Raw genomic sequence first — 21,307 nt, 5'->3', positions numbered from 1 at the left:
CAGTAAACATTCGTGGTCCTGCACTCCCGAGCAGGCTTCCTCCTAAATAAACGAAAGTGAAAATTAGTAGAAAACGAAGTGAAAAAAGCAAATTTTTCCAGTTGATTAAAGTTGGTATAAGGCAAAATACGACAAAGACGAGTAAAGTTCCGTTCACCGGAAATCGGAGGAGTGTACTTGGCTTTTGAAGAACAAAAGAAGCGGGATAGTTAAATAACATTCTCCCTGCGTTGCTGAAACAATTTTCGAGAAATTTTAAGGGATGCGATTTTATATTTTCAAGTGCAATTTTTTTTAGAAGTTCATCTTGAACCGTTCCATTAGAAAGATTTCCCTGCATTTCCCCATTTATTATATTGGCTTTTTTTACTTCAGGGTTTTTTAGTAATTTTTCAAAATCTTTTTTGTGGTGTAGTTCAATTATTTTTTCACTACCTGGTATTCGGTCCGGACTCGACGCAAAAGGGAAACTGTAATAACTTCCGTACTCATCTTCGTATGGAGTAGTCATCCAATATAAATTATTTCCGCCAAATGAACTCCAGTAAAACATCTTTCCGGTTAAATTATATGTGTAAATCAGATATGGCGCTGTTGTTAAAAAGCTGATTATTAAAATAATTGAGGTTTTTTTGAAATTTAATTTGTTTTTACTTATAAACCATATAATCAGGGATACGATAAGCATGAAGCTTAGAACATATCCGAAGATCGGTTTAGTTAAAGCAAGATACCCGAATAGGATACCTGCGGAAATTAAATAAGTTCTTGCTTTTTTGACATTATCAGCTTTAAATGCTGTTAAAACGCTCAAGATAAATGGAGGAATCAATGTGGAAGCAAAAACTTCCGGTAATGCATGTTGTATTTGCTCAAAAGTATATGGATATAGTGCCCAGATTATAGAAAATATAAATGCAAACCTTATTGGGACAATTTGTCTCGATGCTTTGTATAAATAAACAACAGAAAGGTAATAAAATACGCCATTCAATAGTTTTACATAGATAATAGTGAGGTTTAACGCAACGAAAGGAGTCAAAATCAGGGGATAACCGGGGCCATTTCCCAAGTCAATATATGGGTAGGGTGGCGAATAATAACCGTTGATTAAATTGTGCGCATATGCTAAGTATCTCGGTTCGTCCCCAAAACTTTCCGGAGTTGAGTAGATTACAATATAAATAATGTAAAGAAAAAGGAATGGTGCAAACTGAAGAAACGGATTTTTCTGTTTTTTGATTTTTTCTATGATTTTCATCAGATTTCGAATGAGTAAAGGAATTTTAAAATGGAGAAAAATATTTAATTTTTCTTTTTAAAAGAAGTTCCTAAATGAAATAATTCTTCAAAATACCTTTTACTTTGAAGCGATAAAAAACCTAAGCTCAAAAATTGGATGGCTGCTAAAAAAGTTATTCCGCCAACAATAAACGATTGTGGGTTTTTTCTGAATTGTCTTGCGAGACTTTCTGAAAAAGTAGGAATAAGTCCCGTTGAAGTAGAAACGTACGATAATGTATCAAACAGTAACCAAATAAGTTCATATAGTGAAAGCAACATTAAGACTGTGCCAACTGCGAGAAAAAATATATAAGGCCTGAAAATAAAGCTTGACATAATGCCTGAGAAGAAGCCTCTTAGCAATTTTATACTCGATTTTCTTTTATCCGCAAATTTATTTTGTTCGGTCCAGTCCAGATGTGCCGGAATTTCAACAATTCTGGCTCTTAATATCATGGCTTTATAAAGTATTTCCGGGTTTACTTCGTAATCTTTCGTTTTTAAATTGACAGTTTGAATAAATTCTTTTTTATACGCCCGTACCATCCCGGTATAAGTATGGTACTTATCCTGGGCGGCAATGCGCATGAATCTATTTACCCACCGGCTCATTATTCTTCTTGTAAATGGAACAGCAGTTACCTTTCCTCCCTTCATATAAGGAGAAGCAATTACAATATCAGAGGACGTTTCTATTAATTTATCAACCATTGTCTCAATATGATCAATGGAGTAACTTAAATCAATATCCAAAACCACGATTATATCTCCTTTAGAATTCTTAAAGCCCGTTTTTAAAGCATTCCCGAGATTTAGATTAGTTGGATGATGAATAACCCGGATATTAGAATTGTTTTTTTCAAATTCATTTGCAATATCTCCTGTTTTATCTTTACTTCCGTCGTTTATTAAAAGAATTTCCCATTTATATTTTCCAATTTTATTCTCCAGGTATTTAATTATTCTTTTTAAATTAGTGCCTAGAATAGCTTCTTCATTATAACATGGCAAAATTACACTTATGAATGGTTTAACCTCCTCCGCCATTATTCTAATTTTTTTTGAGTTTATAGTGGGTGTAAACAGGAAAAAATTTACCTATTATTGGTAACATATATCCCTTTTTTTCTATGACAAAATTTTGCTCAAGAAGATTGGAAACCTTTTGTCTTGAATTCCCAGATTCCTCTTTTGGAGGTTTTCTGGTATAAAACTTAAGTATGAAATCAAGTATTCTACTTTCCATTGGGCATATAGTAATAAAGAACCCGTCTTTTTTTAATATCCGTTTTATTTCATTTATTGCTTTTTGGATATCTGGCACGAATTCTAAAACACTTACTGCAACTATTAAGTCAAATTTTTCATCCGGAAAATTTGTATTGTCAATACTTTGAGAACTTAAATTACAACTCTTTACTCCATATGCCTGGCATAAAGCATAAATATTATCCATATTATTGTGGACATCACAACCATACAGATGCTCACAATGCTTAGACAATTCAGGTAAAAATATTCCGCTACCGATCCCTGCCTCTAATAACGTGTTATATTTCTTTTTATCCAAAAGTTCAATTATTTTCTTAAACCGATATAGCTGAACATATTTTACCGGGAATTTATAATTCCATTCATGATAATCAACTTCGCCAGTCTTTTTTAATAAGCTTTTGTCAGGAAGCAGCAATTTCATATTATAAGCGTTATTCCCAAGTAAAAAATTTAACTTCAAACTAATCTACATATTGTTTTTATTTCTAAATCTCGTTAAAATATATTCGCAATACTTAAAAAATTATTTCATTCAAATGGTATGGGATTATTCTTAAGCTGATTAAAATCTAAGCCATCTAAAAGTTGGTTCCAATTTTTATCATAATCCTCTGAGATAAAACGATAGCTATAATTTTCACCTTTAGCCTTTATACCTGTAAATTCCTGGAAAAAATTCAGAAAATCCCCAAGGCTTCTATGTGCCTTAATAACCGCATTTTGTGAAATATCATCTGCCAGGATTAAAAAAGGAACTGTATATTCTTCCTTACTTTCTTGCCTGTGTGTAAAAATCTTATTTTCGTAATCGAAGGTTAAACCATGATCTGAAAAATATACAATCTTAAAAGTTTTTCCACTGTTTTTTGCGATTTTATATACTTTATAAATCAGATTCTTGGTGTTTTCAATGGATTTTACATAACACGATACTTCGTCTGATATTAAAAATTTATCATACTGCCCATCTGTTACCTTGCAGGCGGAAGGATGAGATCCGATTGTGTGAATAAAATAAATATTGTGTTTACTTCTTGTTTGGGATAATCTTCGTTGCAAAATTTTTAATAACTCATCATCGCTTTCCCGATAATCAAAATACTGTTTCTTATTTAGAAACTCTGAATAATCGGTGCATTTAGCAATCGCACTTATATAATTATCATCATCACCTACAAACCCTTGGTTCGAAAACCACTCGGTATGGACACCACTTTTTTTAGCTAAGTTTACAATATTGTCCGGGAAATAAGATTCATCAGGCTCATCTCTTTTTGTAAGAACGAAAGCACTCCGCAACGATGGGATAGTAACAAAACCACGAGAAATGACATTCTCAAAATCAATACGATAAACAGAATCCAATGGGTCATACTTGAATAGTGCCCTATTAGAAAAAACATCTTTCCGAACACTTTCTCCTATAATGAAAAAATAGAGCTGTTTATCAACATTTGCGCTTTCAATCTGCCAATCATTTTTTTTGTTCATTAATTGCGCCTGATATTTCATTCCTTTTAATGTAAACAAATAAAACTTGGTGATATTCCCTAACAACTTAGTGGGAATTGTATTAAATGCCCCGTCAAAAGCTTTATTATAAATCCTATCCTTAAAATAACGGTTTGAAAAATATAAACCGGCAACGATAAAGATTAAAATCCATGAAGTTTTTAATTTTAGAAAGCGAAAGTTTAGAAAACAAAGAAATAAAGGAAATAAAAACAGCAAGACCGACTTTACGTATAGATTAAAAGGAATAACAGACAAATAAGAAGTTACCTCTGCATAATTAGTAGACATTAACGCCTCTACATTAGAGGATGAAACCGGGCCAAAAAGATTATTTACCGGGTAATAAATAGCAGCAAGCAGGCCAAGAGAGATCATGAATAGGCGAAAAAAAATCCTGTTTATTTTGAACAGACATAAAGCGACCGTAAAAGTTGTAAGCCATATTATAATTTTATAAGTGACATATTCTTCCGGGAATAAAAGAAAAGCATAAAATAAAATTAAAACTAACAATAGAATATTGGCTACATATCCTTTATTTAAAACGAGTTTAATATTGTCTGGGGTCATTTTAATTTTTAAGCAATTTCAACGGTTAAGCTCTTTTAAATTTGAATATATGATTTACCTCCATATCACTTAGGTGTTCATCCATGTTCACTACGTCATAATGTTTTTGCAATAATCCAATCACTTTTTTGAACACTTTTACTTTTTTATCACTGCTCACATTCATTCCAGGGAAAAAAGCAAGTTGCGAGATTTGGTCGCCACCAATTAAATCCAGAGGGTGAAGCAAAAAGCTAATTGGCGTTTTGGTTATTTTACACATTGTAATGGCAGTGTTCAGGTAAAGATTCATTAAAGGTATTGAAATGTTTCCGAGATAAATTAAATAGCTTAAATGAAAGGGCAATTTAAACACCGGCATCGTGGTTACCGGAATTTCTATGATTGATTTCCCGTCACCCAAATCCCATTTATATGGCTTTAATTTTCTGAATCCTTCGCTGAATTTTCCAAAAAGTTCTTTGCGTGCTTTTTTTTCTTCTTTTGAAAGATCTGATTTTTTAAAATAATACATTCTTGCAAGCGGTCCTAAATAAGTGGGCAATGTAGAAGCATCAAATTTATAACCTCTGCTTTGTAATACTTTCAATAAGTCTTTACTCCAGCTAAATCCCGGCCCCCTAAAGCCCGTGGGTCTATGGCCGGTTACATTAAAAATAGCCTCTTCAGCTTCGCGTATTTCTTTCTCTATTTTCTCATAACTATAGGTTTGCAGCCATGATTCGTGATGATACGAATGATTACCGATATCGTGACCCCGCTCGGTAATCATCCGCAAATACTTTCTGTTGTCTTCGCTCTCAGTATCTTTTCCCACAATAAAAAAAGTGATCTTCAGATTCAGTTCATCCAGCACATTCAATACATGCGGAACGAAAATATCAAAATAGGAAGGATATTTATCCCAGCCTTCGTCTCCATGAATTTTCATGTACGACCATTGATTATCCAAATCCAGCGAAATACTCGCCAATGGCTTTTTCTTACTCATTGCTTAAAATTTCCTTCAGTTTAGTTTCAGCTACCTGTATTGTTTCATTTACATTTAGTGTTCCATTTATAATCTGAGCCGAATTAATAATATAATAATTTGAAATGGATGTTACTATCCCCGGAACATTTTTCGAATAATTAAGCGTGGGTAAAGCGAAAACAATTCTTGCTTTCGACACACCCCAGAAATGTAAATCTTTTTCTGAAATATTGGGATACATTTTATACAACGAGCCCAAAAAAATTTCTTTCAATTCGTTATCATTTTTTGCAAACAGCTCATCATCGGGATTTACATATTTTGGAAGATAAACCAGGTGATTTCCTTTCGTTTCTTTCTTATCTATCAAGGCTGTCATTTCTATAACGCCGGTAAATGGTGGCCATGAATCAGTAATGTTGGTAACATAATAAGGCGAAATTTCTTTCGTAAGCAATACGGATGGACATATTACTCCCAAATACTTTATTGATTCGTGCTGCCGCTTTTCGCTGTCTGAAAGTTGCGGAGCAATCCTGACAGATTCTTTTGAAGAGAGCGTGGAGATAACATTATCAAATTGATAGGTGTTGCCATCCGAAATTGCCAAAATAAAATTTCCGCTTATTTCTTTGTTTACTGTTTCTATTTTTGAATCATACTTAAATTCAACGCCTATATTTTTAAGATGTTTCGCAAATTCATTGTTGATTCTTTCATAGCCGCCGCTCACATAGCCAAACATTTCCTTTTTTAAACCGCTTTTTCGTGCGGCATACATTCTTTGGATTGTAGCCCAAATAAATGCTGCAGACGTATTTTTATAATTCTCTCCCAGCTTCGCTTTCAACAATGGCAACCAGATTTTCTCAAACACTCTTTTTCCTGACCATTTGGTAAGCCAGTCTGCAACAAGAATGTTTTCAAGTTTATGCCAGTTTTTTATTTTAGAGGCAGCAAAAATGGTAAGTCCTAATCTAAATTTATCAATAAGATTGATTGGCGGAAATTTAAAGAACTCCACAAGGTTCGACATGGAATACAATTTCCCATCAGAGTAAAATCCGGTTTTTGTTTCTACCCAGTTGCATTCATTTTCCAGCCCAATCTCCTTTAATATTCTTCTCGTATTCAAATCAGACATCAGGATTACGTGGTAATATTTATCCCATACAACGCCATCCATTGCCCATGAACTGGTAAGGCCGCCTGCTTTATCTGATGCCTCAAAAATCGTAACCTTATCTCCCTGCTGTGCAAGCCTTAAAGCCAGTGTCATTCCCATCATCCCGGCGCCAATAATTCCCCATGTCTTTTTCTCACTCATGCGTTTAAATATCATTTATTATCTGAATCATCTTTTCTGTCACGTTTTTGCCGAAAACGTCCTTTTGTGATTTAGGTTCACGGAAAGAATCAATCTTCGAAGCAATATCCCTTTCTGAAGGATTGACAAGAAGATTCCATTTTTGTTCAACTGTTTCTACCCATTCGGTTTCTGTGCGAAGTGTGATACATGGCTTTTTTAAAATGTAAGCTTCTTTTTGAATGCCGCCTGAATCAGTAATAATTTTACTGGCTGAATTTTCCAACACGATAAAATCCACATAGCCTTTTGGATTAGTAAGTAAAATATTTTCAGGCACTGAATAAGTTTGTGCTAACATTTTCCGGGTTCTTGGATGAACGGGAAAAATAACTTTTTCATCTAATTTTCCCATTTCATTTAATAAATGTTCCAGCACTTTCGGATCATCTACATTATAATTTCTATGTAAAGTAAGCAGGTTAAATTTTTTATCTTCGAGCTTGAGCTCATCAATAATGGATGATTTTTTAAGGGCAATTTTCAGGTTATTTTTCATGGTATCTACCATGATATCACCAGTAAACGAAGTTTTTTCGCCTAATCCTTCTTTGCATAAAATATCTACTGCGGTCTGTGTAGGTGCGAACAGATATTGAGAAACATGATCCGTAACAATCCTGTTTATTTCTTCGGGCATGCTGCGGTTATAACTTCGCAAGCCGGCTTCGATGTGAACAATCGGAATATTCAATTTGGCGGCAATCGTAGCACCGGCAAAAGTGGAGTTAGTATCTCCAAAAACAATTACAAGGTTTGGTTTAAATTTAAGCATCGCCGATTCCAGCATCAGCATCATTTGGGTGATTTGCGCCGTTGGTCCAGTACCATTAATTTCTAAATGAATATCGGGCTCCCTGATTTCCAAATCAATGAATATCTTTTCGGACATCGCATAATCATAGTGCTGGCCGGTATGCACAATTATTTCTTCGTGAAAACCAGCCAACGCTGATGACAACGGCGCCAGTTTAATAAACTGAGGCCTTGCGCCAACTATTGAAAAGATTTTCAAACCAATTGCATTTTAGCATTTGCAAATCCTTTTTTTGTAAGAATGCTTGAAAAATTATTGTAAACGGGAACAGATTCGATTGCTTCTGCGTCTGCAATTTCGCAACCGGTAGAGCAGGTTTTTGCTAATCGCTGAACATCTTCAAACTTCACTTTGTTGTATTCGTCAAAAGCATAATTTTCATTATAAAAATTAATTAACCCCTGGAGTTCGTGGCCTACACCTTTTTCCATCGCGCGGAAACTTTCATATACAAATTGCTCAAATTCTTCTGAAGGCTCTTCTGTTCCTTTTCCAATGCCAGCATACTTTCCAGGGTTATTTTCAAATTGTTTTCTGTTGAAAATATTAGCAGCATCCATAATTCCCTTGATATTTTCCTGCGAATTAATCAGGTCAAAATGATCAATATATTCCTTGTGTGCTGAACAGATAAATACATAATCCGCAAATTCCAAAGCCTGCTTTAAATCATGCGTTAAATGATCCTGCTGCTTAAATCTCAGAAGATTTTGATCATCATTTTTTACATAAGGATCGTGCATGACGTAATCAACATTATTTTCCCTTAAATAATTTGCCAAAACGAGCGTAGGAGAATTGCGCGTGTCTTCAGAGTTGAAGCGATACGCCACGCCGAGAAGCGCAATTTTTTTATTGCGCAAATTTCCAAATGCTTTTTCAGCCTGTTTGAAAGTATGAACCGGCGAAGCATCATTTATTAACCTTGATTCAAGAATCAGGCTTTTAGAACTGTCATTTCCTTTTTGATTATTTCTCCACCAAAGAAGAATTCCATCTTTTGGCAAACAATGTCCGCCAACGCCCAACATGGGAATCAATAAACCGCCGCTGGGAACTGCGTTTGGATCAGAAGAAGCTTTATCAGATTGAGAAAGCATTGCGTTTACTTTGTCCCTTACTTTATAAAAATCAATATTGTTTTCATCACAGTATCTTACGATTTCTGTTGAGAATGCGATTCTAACATCACGATAGGCATTTTCAAGTGTTTTTACAATTTCTGCAGTAAGGCTATTTGTTTGATAAACTTCAGCATTGATAACAATATGATTATACAATTTTGCGATCAGTTTTGGAGTTTCCGGATGCAGGCCACCAGCCAATTTATCAGCATCACGAATTCTTTCTACCAAACGCCCGGGCATCACACGATTCGGGCTGTTTCCTAACAAAATATCTTTTCCTTCTTCCAAACCATATTTTTTAAAATGTTCGCGGAACAAAGTGTCCATTGTAGTTGGAGCAAGGGTTGACTCAAAAATTACCAGTGGGATTTTATCAGCCGGTTTTTTTTGCAAAGCCTCCGCTAACTTTTCCAGTCCGCCAAACATAGGGCCATAATCCGGCTCAAACCCTTCTTCATTTTTATCCGTTTGAATAGAAACCAATATTACATCAGCGTCTGAAAGCACCGAAAAGTCTGAGCTGGCCGATAAGTTGCCTGCTTCAACTGCGTCGCGGGTTATGTTTTCGAGTTCCGGCTCAATACCGCCAATAACAGATTTGCCACTGTTAATTGCGTCTACCTTCCAACCGGAATTCACTGAATTTCTCTGGACTATGATAACTTTTGCCGGTACGTTAGTCCCGATTTTAATTTTGGCTTTAGCGAGCAAAGCAGCCATGGGCATTCCTACAATACCAGGCCCAATAACGCCGATTTTTGAGATTTTCCAGTTATCTACACTGAGTGGTAATTTTTCGTTCACGATTTTAAAATTTAAATTGATTTGACTTTCGTTAGAAAATTTTTTAGAATCCAAGTATACTATCTGAAATGAAATTCAGTTTACAGTAAACAAATAAATAATGGCAGATTTTATTTTTTCGTTATTATAAATTTATCCTATTTGTCAATAAATTGATTGTGCCACAATTCCAATGACAACAATCCCCACAATCCACGGCTAAAGGGTTGTTCTTCTAATATTAGTTTTTCTATGTAATCAGTATTAATCATGTTTCTTTCTTTGGCTTTTTTTGAAAGCAAAGTATCCATGATAAAATCTTTTGCCTTATTCTTCGACCAAATATGTAGTGGGACAGGAAAGCCCATTTTATCTTTTCTGTTCATAATCTCTGGCGGCATAATATCTTTTATTGTTTTTTTCAAAAGATATTTCATTTCTCCACCCTTAAATTTCATGCCTGCCGGCATTCTGGAAATCAGGTCTACTATCCTCCTGTCAAGCAAAGGCACTCTTGATTCAATCGAAACAGACATGCTCACTCTATCTTCTACCTGCAATAATCCGGGAAGACTTCCTAACATATCAAAGTGAGTCATTTTATTAAAATAGCTCTTGGTATCCGGGTTATTAAAATTGTCTGAAAATTTTCTGAAAATTGCTTCGTGCCTGCAATCATTTAAGAAATCCGGCTCAAAAAACTGAGCAATTGAGCCCATCCTGTCAACCAGATGAAAATATCTTCTATCCATATCATCAAATGCGCCCTCTTTTAAAAAACTTTTCATCATGGGCACATATTGCTTCAGCGACGGAAGATTGGGAAGCATAGATTCCAAAGAAACTATATGCTCATCCTCTTCGTTGGTTTCATAAATGGAACCTTTTAAGGCCTGTTCAAGATAAGCAACTAAATATCTTGTATAGCCGCCAAAAATTTCATCACCACCCTGTCCGCCTAAAATTACCTTTACATGTTTGGATGCCAGTCTTGACACGATATATTGAGGAAAAAGTCCAGGGCCGGCAACTGGTTCGTCCAGGTGATAAATTAGTTTTGGAAGCAAATCAATAAATTCCTGTTCGGTTGGGAAAACTTCAAATAGCTCTGCATTCGCTTTTTTAGCTGCTAAATGCGCATATTGAAGTTCGTTAAATTCAGGCCCTTCTTTGAAAGCGCCGCTAAAAGATTTAATTTGAGTGTCTAAAAATTTTGAAGCCATTACAGTAACAAAGGAAGAGTCAATTCCGCCGCTTAAATATGTGCCGATTGGAACATCGCTTCTTAATTGTTGGTAAATGGTCTTTTTTAATATTTTATCAAGTTCTACAATAAAATATTCTTCCGTATGGTATTGATCTATATTGAAGTTGGGTTCCCAATACTTTTCTTCCTTGATATCCCAGTTTTTCAAGTCAATAGACATGTAACTGCCGGGAAGAATTTTATAAATGTTTTTAAACATGGTACCGGATCCGATAATAAACTGGAAGGTGAGGTATTCATATAAATTATCAGGCTCACTTTCTGCATCAATTGATGGATGGGCCAGTAACGCTTTGATTTCGCTTGCAAAAGCGATTATATTTTCATTCTGATACCAATACAAAGGCTTGATTCCAAAATGGTCTCTTGCAATAAAAATCTGATTTTCATTTCTATCATAAATTATAAAAGCAAACATGCCATTGAGAAAATTGACAGAATTATTTCCGTATTCGACATACATATGTAGGATAACTTCGGTATCTGAAGAAGTTTCAAATACATGTCCTTTCTTTTTTAAATCTTCTTTAAGTTCAATGTAGTTATAAATTTCTCCATTATATACAATGGTACAGCCTTTGAAGGACATAGGTTGCTGACCGCAGGCAATATCAATTATCGACAATCTTTTATGAAAAAAACTTACCGGCCCATCAATCATCACACCATCTTCATCTGGCCCACGATGATGAATGGTGTCCGCCATGTTTTTTAAAATGTTATAATCTCCCGGAAGGCCGGATTTATTAATTAGTCCTACAATACCACACATATTTTTTGTTTCTGACTTTCTTTTTTATTGAAAATTAAAGCTGCCCAAAAAATCAACGCAATTAGTGGCTTTTTATTTTTTGATTTAAAAAGAAAGATTTTGCAAATACCTTGATTATCATTCTTTAATGATTTTTATTTTCTGGTTAGTTTCGATTTTTGGAAGGATTGGATTCTCTATAAACATCCTATAAACCAATTGCGTTGAAAGGATGCCAGCAATAGCCATTTGGTCAACTTCTGAAATGTTTTTCTGCAAACGTATTTTATTGATCAGCGTATTTACTTTTAGCGATTGAAACAAACCATAAGCATCCAGGCATTTTGAAGACAGAATATCGCAAATGTAAGATGGTGGATTGGAATTGAAAAACGAAGATGCGATGGGAGCGCGATAAGGTTGTTTTGATCTTTTAGTAATTGAAGAAGGAATTTTGCCGCTGCTTATTTTTTTCAGTAAAAATTTCTCATTCAAACAGTTTAGTTTGAATTGATCGGGAAGTTTATTACAAAACTCAATTACCCGATAATCGAGAAAGGGATATCTTCCTTCTACCGAATTAGCCATAGCCATTCTATCTCCCTGGGAGGATAAAAGATATCCGGACATAAAAATGGTGGCTTCGATATATTGTGATTTGGAGAGATTGCTCCATTCTTCAAAGTTTTCAGGAAGTTCTTTGTCTATGCCATCAATCGGCACATACCTTTCTAATTTTTGATTGACATGATCTGAAAAGAAGCTTTTTATGCGGGAAGTATTGTTCCACCTTAACAAATGTGAATAGAACGGATTATCAGTTTCTGTAAGTTTATAACCAAAAAACATTTTAGAAGCAATCGTATTGGCATCTTTCATCATTGGTAAATACGGATACAGCCGGGATAATAATTTTGGCCTTATTGTAGAGTTTGGTTCTTTAGCCCAAAATCGCCTTATTTTTGCTTCCTTAAAAATATTGTAACCTCCCAAAAATTCGTCAGCTCCTTCACCTGTTATTACTACTTTAATATTCCTTTCCCGAACTTTTTTTGATAACATCATCATCGGGGTAGGAGCGGTTCTCAGAATAGGAAATTCTGTGTGCCAAACTGTATTTTCAAATTGTTCGGCTATTTCTTCAGAAGTACATTCAAAAGCGGTATGATTGGTATTTAAATATTTTGATGCTTCCCGTTGATAAATCGTCTCGTCAAATACTTTGTCTTTAAATCCGATTGAAAAGGTATTTAAAATTCCTGGGTTAATTTCCTTAATTAAAGAAGTGGTAAAGGTAGAATCCAACCCACCGCTTAGATATGCTGCCACTGGAACATCCGCTTTCAACCTTATCTTTACTGCATCTTTCAATAAATACCCCAGTTCCTCTGCCGCATCATTTAAACTTCCTGAATAGAATGCTCCTCTTTTCGGAAAATCAAGGCTCCAGTATTTTTTAATTTGAATATCCGAACCCTTTACGGTCATTTGATGTCCTGGAGGTAATTCATAAATTTTTTCAAAAGGTGTACTTGGTGAAGTGGTAGTCCAAAAAGTAAAGATCTGCGCAAGGCTTTCAGCAGAGATTGATCTTTCAATATTATCGAGGGTAAATAATCCTTTGATCTCTGAACAAAATGCAAACGCTTCATCTTTGTGCCAATAATACAATGGACGAATTCCTACTCTGTCGCGCGCAAGAAAGAATTCTTTTTCTTTTTTATTCCAGATGCAAAATGCAAACTGGCCATTGAATTTATTGAGGCAATCAGAGCCATAAGTTGCATACATCTGCACTACCACTTCTGTGTCAGAATGTGTTTTGAAGCTAATTCCTTTTTCTTCCAGGCCCTTCCTTAACTCTTTGTAATTAAATACTTCGCCATTATAAACGATCCAATAATTTCCGGATTCATCACTCAAAGGTTGCTGCCCGCCTTCAACATCGACAATACTCAACCTGGCACTTCCCAAACCTACATTTTGTCCGACGTACATTCCGGTTTCATCAGGACCGCGATGCCGGATAACTGAAAGCATTTTGGTAATGTTCAATTCCATCGAAGGTTGCTTTGGTGAACGATAATTATATATGCCCGCTATTCCACACATTGACAGGAATTAATTTAATTTACTTTCTACAAATCTTGCTATTGCATCAATCGATTCAAAATTATCTTCAAGAAGTTCTGAATCTTGTGCTTTGAAGTGAAACGTTTCTTCAATAAAATTGATAAGCATTACAAATCCCATTGAATCAAAAATACCTTCCGTAAAAATGAGTGAATCATCTTTTACCTGGTCTGGCGAAGCATAGGTTGTTTCGATAACATATTCGCGGATTTTGTTTTTGATATCGGCTATTGTTTCCATTATTCTCTAAATTTTAATTTATTTGGACTGAACTGCTAAATAAAGAATTTATGATATCTAAGTGTCAATTTATTTTCTGCTATTTTTAAAATCTTTGTTCAGACTGATCTATTTGTGATAAAAATATATTCCTTTGCGTGATAAGTAATCCCTAAAGTGGAAACATTTCTAAAAAATCCATTATGACTTTTTTTTGGTGCCTGGTTATTTTAATAACTATATTATTAATTTATTATAGTGTTTCAAGTGGGCTGAAGATTTCCGTTTTATTTATTTCAAGTATAATTTTTATTTCAGTTTTGTCATTAAGCGTGGCGATTTTCGCTTTATTATTTACTCTTTTAAATTTTTACCTTGGTATTCTACTGGGAAAAAATCATAAAAGCAAAAGAATAAAAGAGCGGTTATTTTGGGTTTGTATTATATTGAATATTTGTATTTTGGCCTTTTTTAAATACGTAAATCCGTTTTTAGAAGGATTTAATTCTTCATTGTTTTCTGACGGAATTTATTCTAATGCCCCTTACAACTCCATCATGATTCCAATGGGGATTTCTTATTACACATTTCAGTCGCTTGGTTATCTTATCCGGATTGACCGGGGCAGTGAAAAAGCTGAACGTAGCTTTTCGTCATTTGCCACTTATCTTTTGTTTTTTCCAAAGTTTTTATCGGGGCCAGTGGAACGGTCAAATCTTTTTTTACCACAATTAAAAAAACCTATCGGTTTTCACAGATCTAACATTGAGCTTGGTTCAAGATTATTTTTATGGGGATTATTTAAAAAAGTGGCAATTGCTGATAATTTATATAGTGCTGTTTCCAATGTTTACAGAGATATTCACAGCTTCAATGGAACAAGCCTTCTCATTGTTTTAATTGTGCAATCCATTTATATCTATTGCGATTTTTCAGGTTATACAGATATGGCCTTAGGTATAGCAAAGTGCTTCGGGCTTAATCTTATGGATAATTTTAACCGCCCTTTCCTGGCCAGAAATGTATCAGAATTTTGGCGTAGATGGCATATTTCTCTTTCTTCCTGGTGCAATGATTTTATATACAACCCTTTCATTGTTAAATATAGAAGGTTTGGAAATAAAGCTGTAATTTTTGCGATTTTTCTGACTTTCTTCATTGTTGGAATATGGCATGGAGCAAATTTCACTTTTGTAATACTGGGCCTATTGCAGGGTGTAGCCATTGTTTATGAATTTCGCACAAAACGTTACAGGTTAAAAATTGCTTCCCGGTTTTCTAAAAGCACATCAAACACATTAAGCAGGATTATCGTATTTTTCTTTATGGCTTTTTCCATGGTTTTTTTCTTTTCCAACTCTGTTTCTGATGCTTTTTACCTGATTACTCATTTGTTTCAGGGAATTCATTTTGATAGGTCAGAATTTAGTTTCATTGAGAATAAACCGAAATTTTCATTAGCCATCTTTTTCTTTATCGTTATTTTGATTATTCAAATCTTCAATGAAAAAGGAAAAAATTTACAATCAAAATTTTTGAACCTGCCCATCTTCACTCGATGGGCAGGTTATATTATTTGTATTGCCCTTATTTTCCTCATGTATTCCGGAGTAGTGAACGTATTTTATTACATGAGATTCTAAGATTTTTTTTCAAAAAATGATTTAAGATTTTTCCTGGGCCATAATCACCCGTATATTATTATTTGCATCATTTATTGACTGAATCTGGCGATAATTTCCTGTTCTTTCACATATATCCATAATAAATGGACCCTGGCCTAATCCTACCTCAAATAGTAGCCATCCATTTGGTGACAGAAATTTGGGAGCTTCTGCCAAGAGTTTTTGAATTATTTTAGTTCCAAACATTCCACCATCAAAAGCCATAACCGGCTCATGACCGGAAATCTCCCAATTCATTTTTGCTACTTTTCCTGTGGATATGTAGGGTGGATTGCAAACAATAATATCTGCTTTTCTATAATGCTGTTCCTTTTCAAAAGCCGCGAATAAATCTCCCTGTTCCACTTGTACCCGGCCATGAAGATTTAAAAATGAAATATTATCTTTCGAATGTTCAACTGCCTCGTGTGAAAGATCGGTAGCGAAAACTACGGTTTTTGGATTGTGATAAGCAATAGCCAATCCCAGGTTTCCCGATCCTGCACAAATATCCATCACGCGAACCCATTTTTTTTCTTTTGCTAAACCGATAGAGACATCAAGTGCTTTTCTTCCCAAAATTTCTGTTTCCTTGCGAGGAATGAGCGCTCTTTTGTCAGCCAACATTTCTATCCCCATAAAACTTTGGCGCCCCGTTATGTATGCAAGAGGAATATTGTTCAACCTTTTTTCTACCAAATTATATAAAATATCGATTTGTTTTTTCGTTAATTCCGCCAGTGGAATTTTATTGGCTTCTTCAGCAGATCTTGGTGATCCTGAAGCTGTATGCCAGCAGGCTCTCAAAGTTGAATCACTGGTTTCCTCGGGTTTATCTTCGAGAAAATGCAGTTTTGTATCTAGTTCTTGTTTTATCTTGCTAAAAAGTATTTCAGTATCCATCTTCTTCCTGCTTCTCAATAATGAAAATAATTTTTACCAGTAAAAGTTCGTTTACTGATTAAACCGCATTAAGTAAAACCTTTTTGCCGTCAATGTCAATAACGGTTTTAGAATACGTATTTTTTTTATAGATTTTCCCTTCCTTTAAATATAGAATGTCAACACCTCTTCTTTTTTCTGGCTTGCCTGCAAATTTTTTTTCAAAAGATGGCCACTTTAACTCCCAGCTGAAAGTCATTTTTTGCTCCTCCTCATCGATAGAAATATCGTCCTTAGTGAATTTAAAATTGCCGTGATGAGCAAACCATATGGCCCATGATTCTTCCAGGTTTATTTTTCCTGAAATAATTCGCCCATTCCAGTTATCAAAAATAATTTCATCATGAATAAACTTCATTACACCATCCAAATTGTAATCGTTCCATGCTTTAAGCCATTCTTCAAAACGATTTGACATTTCAGTTCTTGACAAATTCATAGAAGGCTCATTTTTTTAAGCTCTTTTTTATCAATCTTACCATTAGTGCTTTTTGGCATTTCAGATAGAAATATGACCTTTTGTGGAATCATAAATGGTTCCAGGTGCATCATGCATTCTCTCTGAATTTCCTTTTCAGTTATTTCTGCCTTTTCATGCAGGGTTATATAAACAAGGATAGATTCACCCATGATCATATCCGGAATCCCTAACACAGCTACTTCTTTGATTCCCGTCATTTTATAGATAATATTTTCGATTTCTACCGGACTTACTTTTTCACCTCTTGTTTTAATGATATCATCATTTCTTCCCTGGAAATATAGGAAACCATCTTCATCCATTTTAAACCAATCATTGGAACATAATATTTTTTCACCCGGCAATTTTCCTTCCTTTAGCATTTCCTCGCTTAATTCTTTCTTATTGAGATATCCTAACATGACATGTGGACCACGAACGTGCAAAATTCCTGGCTCTCCGGCAGCGACTGGTTTTCCATCGGCAGACAACAAAGAAACTTCCGTTCCCGGAATTGCTTTGCCAACAGACCCCGGTTTTTCATCTATTAATTCTGGTTCGAGATAACAAACTCTCTTGCATTCTGTCAAACCATACATTTTAAAAATAAGGGCATTTGGAAATATTTTTTTCAAATCCGGAATAAATTCTGCAGGTAATAATGCAGCAGTATTAGTAACCTTTTCAATACAATCAAATGACAATCCATTTTCTTTATTGGCTGTTATCATCATCGCATAAATTGTTGGGACACCAGGAAATACAGTTGGTTTGTATTTTCTGATATTTTTATAAATAGATGCGGTGAAAATAAATGATTGTTCAACTATCAAAGTTCCACCGATAGTGATTGACAGTAATAATTGATACAAACCATAATCGAATGCCAACGGAAGTATCAGCATAATACGGTCGTCTTCTGATAATCTGAGATATTCAATCAGGCTCCAGGAAGTAAATACCATGGCTTGGTGAGTCATCATTACCCCTTTTGGAAAGCCCGTGCTTCCAGATGTATAAATTAAGGCAGCGAGGTCATTTGGAATAATATTCGGAAAGATGACATCCTGAAAATCACTTTGAATGCTGTCTTCAAAACTGGTTAATTTACAATGAGAAAATTCTTTTATCAGGTTTATTTCGCCCGTAATTATTAATTCCTGTAGATATTTTGTTCCTTCCAGTGAACGGCTTAGTTCATTTTTTAAAGCACTTGTTGATATAAGAATTTTAGCTTCACAGTCATTTAAAATATATTTCAATTTATCAGCTTTTGTCTGTGGATTGATGACTAAAAATACACCTCCTGAAAGCGTAATGCCATAAATTGAAACGATACTTTGCCAGGAATTGTCCATATAAATGGCAATACGATCGCCTTTTTTTATTCCTGCATTGATTAAATAGCCAGCAAGGTTTTCAACATTTTCCTTCAATTGACTAAATGAATATTCCTGCTCTTTTACTATGACGGCAGTCTTTGATGGATTATTTTTTGCTGAAAGAAGCAAGGCTTCGCCCAGCAGCCTTTGGGGTATTGATATCACGGAAATGATAATTTAATTTGGATTAAATTAAATTAAATGTATATTTTATTTTAGAAAGTTTTAAATTAATGCTTTTAAAAGAGGAAGGTACGAAGCGGTCAACAAACAAATAATCGCAATTCTTATTCCGGTTATTTCATTTACTATTAAAATACGCAAACCGATCTTATCAACTTGAAAGGAGTTTACGTTTTCGATAAAAATTTGAATGTTACTATTTATTATTTGTCTCCTCGTTAATAATGTAGCTGCTCAATTCATGACTAAATTTCGTAGCGCCGTCGTTATTGAGATGGCCAAAGTCTTTAAACCATTCATCATTTTGTAAATATTTTGGATCATTAATAAACGAAACAAAATGAATGTTTTTATATCGTTCACAAAATTTACTTGTAATTTTTTCAGATTCAGTTTGGGCACTGCGAATGTAAAGAGGGGAAATTATCACATATACCGGTATTTCTAATTGATCAAGACGCTTTAAAAGATTATCGAAAATAGCTACTTTTTTGTAAATAATTTTGCTTTTCTCTTGTAATACGGATGTGTCGGGGTAATCTATTGTTCCGGTTAATGGTGAATATCCGGCGGGGCTTGCCTCCTGTTTATTATTTCTTAAATTACGTATAATAACAGAAGTAACTAAAGAGTTAAACGGATATGATTGGGATAGCAATTTGATGTGTTCATATGGCGATATTTGAGCTAAATATGGATAAATTCTTGGATTGTCCTTATAAGGTAACAGTTTTGATAATCTATCTGATTCGTCAAGAGAGAATTCATAAGGTAAAATATCAAGTAATATTCTTTTAGGCTTATACCTAGCTGTTATGGCGTTAAGCAGGGCAGCTTCATAAACAAGGCCGGTGGCATCACTTCCACAATTATAAAAACTGGTATGTAACCTGTTTCGGAAAACATCTGGAACATAATCGTGATTAGCATGCGATGATCCAAATACCAATGTTTCCGCCTTCGTGCTATCTATTGCAAAAGTTATATCTGATAACGTTCCGGATTTAATCTTAAAATAATAATATTTCAACGTTGCTCCTATAATAAAATCTACTATAACTAGTATAAACAGTAGAAAGACAAATCTTAGTACAAACTTCCTAACTTGTAAAAGTTGATGGTTCATGCAGGTATTTTAAAACTGGAAATAAATAAATTGCCCACCATCAAACACCCCAAATAACATAATTATAAAGATTAAAGATACATAAGAAACAAGGCGAACAAGATAGTTTGGATTATGGAATAAAGAAAAACCTTTAAAAAGATGGTATTCCTCGCAAGCTTCAACACACAATACGATAAAAAGGAAAGTGATACCATAAGATATAGTTCTCCCATCTCCAATAAATAAGCCTCCATGGTTGTAAAAAATCCGGTGAACGATTTCAAAAGAATCTGTTAACGAGTTAGCCCTGAAAAAAATCCACGCAAAACAAGTAAGTAGAAAAGTAATTCCTATCTTGGTAGCAGTATGAAAAATATTAGTTAAGCTATTTTGAATAACATATTTCTTTTTTTCAATATTGAACAAGTTAGGGGCTATAAGATAACCACCATTTAAAGCGCCCCAAATTACGTATGTCCAATTAGCGCCATGCCAGAATCCACTCACTACAAAAGTTACAAATAAATTGAAAAGCCATCTTGGCTTTGAAACCCTATTGCCTCCCATGGATATATAAAGGTAATCTCTAAACCAGGTGGAGAGTGAAATATGCCATCGTTTCCAAAATTCAGCTATGGATTTTGAAAAATAAGGTGTTCTAAAATTCGTCATTAATTTGAACCCCATAGTTCGAGCACATCCAATTGCAATGTCCGAATAACCAGAAAAATCCAAATAAATCTGGAAGGCAAAAAAGACGGTTGCCAATGCAAGACTTGTTCCTGTATGATGCTCCGGATTATTATAAACAGCATTAACATAAATTGACAACCTATCGGCTACTACTACCTTTTTAAAAAAGCCCCAAAGCATCAATTTTAGCCCTTCAGTCATATTCTCATATCTAAATTCATGCTTTTCATAAAACTGATGAAGCATATTTTGAGGACGTTCTATTGGACCAGCAACTAACTGAGGATAGAACATTACATATAAAGAATATATTCCAAAATGTTTTTCCGCTTTTTGATGTCCCCGGTACACTTCTATTACATAACTCAAACTCTGAAATGTATGGAAAGATAAGCCGACCGGTAAAATTATGTTAATGAATGCGACAGGGTAATTGAGATGAAACAACGTCGCCATCTCCTTAAAATTAGTATTGAAAAAATTAAAGTATTTAAAGATAAATAATACAAGACAAGTAGAAATTATACTTAAAATAAGCCAGTTTTTTTTGGATTTATCTTTTCTTTTTTCAATTTGTATTCCAGCAAAATAATCAATAAGTATAGTGATAACTAATATAAAAATATAAACCGGTATAAAAAACATATAGAAAACACAACTCGAAATCAGTAAATGAATCCACCTATATTTATGTGGCAAAACATAGTAGATGAGAGTGACTAGGGGAAAAAAAATTAAGAAAGGGAATGAATTAAAAAGCATTATATTTTAATTCTTTGAATTAAATGTTGCGAT

Annotated in this window: 17 protein-coding genes; 1 reads left to right on the top strand and 16 read right to left on the bottom strand. The window is 34.4% G+C overall.

From position 1 onward, the window contains the following. From EFY79_RS08950 to EFY79_RS08900, 11 genes are all read right to left on the bottom strand, one after another. On the bottom strand, nt 1-994 hold a 994-nt coding region (locus tag EFY79_RS08950; protein ID WP_233577958.1), incomplete at its 3' end, for an ArnT family glycosyltransferase. A gap of 311 nt (nt 995-1,305) precedes the next feature. Continuing rightward, nucleotides 1,306-2,331 carry a glycosyltransferase family 2 protein gene (locus EFY79_RS08945; RefSeq protein ID WP_123120352.1) on the bottom strand — a complete coding sequence of 342 codons (1,026 nt, stop codon included), beginning with the start codon at nt 2,329-2,331 and terminating at the stop codon, nt 1,306-1,308. A gap of 4 nt (nt 2,332-2,335) precedes the next feature. After that, nucleotides 2,336-2,980 (bottom strand): class I SAM-dependent methyltransferase, encoded by a 645-nt coding sequence (locus EFY79_RS08940; protein WP_123120351.1) that lies wholly within the window; start codon nt 2,978-2,980, stop codon nt 2,336-2,338. Nucleotides 2,981-3,087: 107 nt separating this feature from the next. Beyond that, nucleotides 3,088-4,362 (bottom strand): sulfatase-like hydrolase/transferase, encoded by a 1,275-nt coding sequence (locus EFY79_RS08935; RefSeq protein ID WP_158605187.1) that lies wholly within the window; start codon nt 4,360-4,362, stop codon nt 3,088-3,090. 307 nt (nt 4,363-4,669) lie between these two features. After that, nucleotides 4,670-5,635: a polysaccharide deacetylase family protein gene (locus EFY79_RS08930; RefSeq protein ID WP_123120349.1), complete on the bottom strand. Its 966-nt coding sequence runs from the start codon at nt 5,633-5,635 to the stop codon at nt 4,670-4,672. Further along, nucleotides 5,628-6,944, bottom strand: coding sequence for an NAD(P)/FAD-dependent oxidoreductase (locus EFY79_RS08925; protein ID WP_123120348.1), 1,317 nt, complete (start codon nt 6,942-6,944; stop codon nt 5,628-5,630). Before EFY79_RS08925 ends, EFY79_RS08930 begins: the two co-directional genes overlap by 8 nt. A gap of 4 nt (nt 6,945-6,948) precedes the next feature. Next, the gene (wecB, locus tag EFY79_RS08920; RefSeq protein ID WP_123120347.1) at nt 6,949-7,998 is read right to left on the bottom strand and encodes a non-hydrolyzing UDP-N-acetylglucosamine 2-epimerase; all 1,050 of its coding nucleotides are present in this window, start codon (nt 7,996-7,998) and stop codon (nt 6,949-6,951) included. Next, nucleotides 7,995-9,731 (bottom strand): nucleotide sugar dehydrogenase, encoded by a 1,737-nt coding sequence (locus EFY79_RS08915; protein ID WP_148041889.1) that lies wholly within the window; start codon nt 9,729-9,731, stop codon nt 7,995-7,997. Before EFY79_RS08915 ends, wecB begins: the two co-directional genes overlap by 4 nt. Nucleotides 9,732-9,868: 137 nt before the next feature. Next, nucleotides 9,869-11,749 (bottom strand): asparagine synthase (glutamine-hydrolyzing), encoded by a 1,881-nt coding sequence (gene asnB / locus EFY79_RS08910; protein ID WP_123120345.1) that lies wholly within the window; start codon nt 11,747-11,749, stop codon nt 9,869-9,871. Nucleotides 11,750-11,866: 117 nt separating this feature from the next. Beyond that, on the bottom strand, nt 11,867-13,840 hold the full coding sequence (gene asnB / locus EFY79_RS08905) for an asparagine synthase (glutamine-hydrolyzing) (RefSeq protein ID WP_123120344.1): 1,974 nt from the start codon (nt 13,838-13,840) through the stop codon (nt 11,867-11,869). 9 nt (nt 13,841-13,849) lie between these two features. Then, nucleotides 13,850-14,101: an acyl carrier protein gene (locus EFY79_RS08900; RefSeq protein WP_123120343.1), complete on the bottom strand. Its 252-nt coding sequence runs from the start codon at nt 14,099-14,101 to the stop codon at nt 13,850-13,852. A 440-nt stretch (nt 14,102-14,541) separates the two neighbouring features. Between EFY79_RS08900 and EFY79_RS08895 the strand changes: the two genes are divergently transcribed. Then, entirely contained in the window at nt 14,542-15,723 is a 1,182-nt protein-coding gene (locus EFY79_RS08895) for an MBOAT family O-acyltransferase (RefSeq protein ID WP_158605186.1), read from the top strand. A 21-nt stretch (nt 15,724-15,744) separates the two neighbouring features. Here EFY79_RS08895 and prmC read toward each other — a convergent pair whose 3' ends face one another. The 5 genes from prmC to EFY79_RS08870 form a co-directional block, all read right to left on the bottom strand. After that, entirely contained in the window at nt 15,745-16,647 is a 903-nt protein-coding gene (gene prmC, locus EFY79_RS08890; RefSeq protein ID WP_123120341.1) for a peptide chain release factor N(5)-glutamine methyltransferase, read from the bottom strand. A gap of 58 nt (nt 16,648-16,705) precedes the next feature. Beyond that, entirely contained in the window at nt 16,706-17,125 is a 420-nt protein-coding gene (locus EFY79_RS08885; protein ID WP_123120340.1) for a YybH family protein, read from the bottom strand. Further along, nucleotides 17,122-18,693: a class I adenylate-forming enzyme family protein gene (locus EFY79_RS08880; RefSeq protein ID WP_123120339.1), complete on the bottom strand. Its 1,572-nt coding sequence runs from the start codon at nt 18,691-18,693 to the stop codon at nt 17,122-17,124. Before EFY79_RS08880 ends, EFY79_RS08885 begins: the two co-directional genes overlap by 4 nt. Before the next feature lie 214 nt (nt 18,694-18,907). Next, nucleotides 18,908-19,837: a hypothetical protein gene (locus EFY79_RS08875; RefSeq protein WP_148041888.1), complete on the bottom strand. Its 930-nt coding sequence runs from the start codon at nt 19,835-19,837 to the stop codon at nt 18,908-18,910. A gap of 9 nt (nt 19,838-19,846) precedes the next feature. Next, nucleotides 19,847-21,274 carry an MBOAT family O-acyltransferase gene (locus tag EFY79_RS08870; RefSeq protein ID WP_123120337.1) on the bottom strand — a complete coding sequence of 476 codons (1,428 nt, stop codon included), beginning with the start codon at nt 21,272-21,274 and terminating at the stop codon, nt 19,847-19,849. Nucleotides 21,275-21,307 lie beyond the last annotated feature (33 nt).

Source organism: Hanamia caeni, assembly GCF_003721595.1.
Taxonomy (GTDB): Bacteria; Bacteroidota; Bacteroidia; order Chitinophagales; family Chitinophagaceae; genus Ginsengibacter; species Ginsengibacter caeni.
The sequence above is the reverse complement of the archived record's forward strand: the minus strand, read 5'-3'. Positions and strand labels throughout refer to the sequence as shown.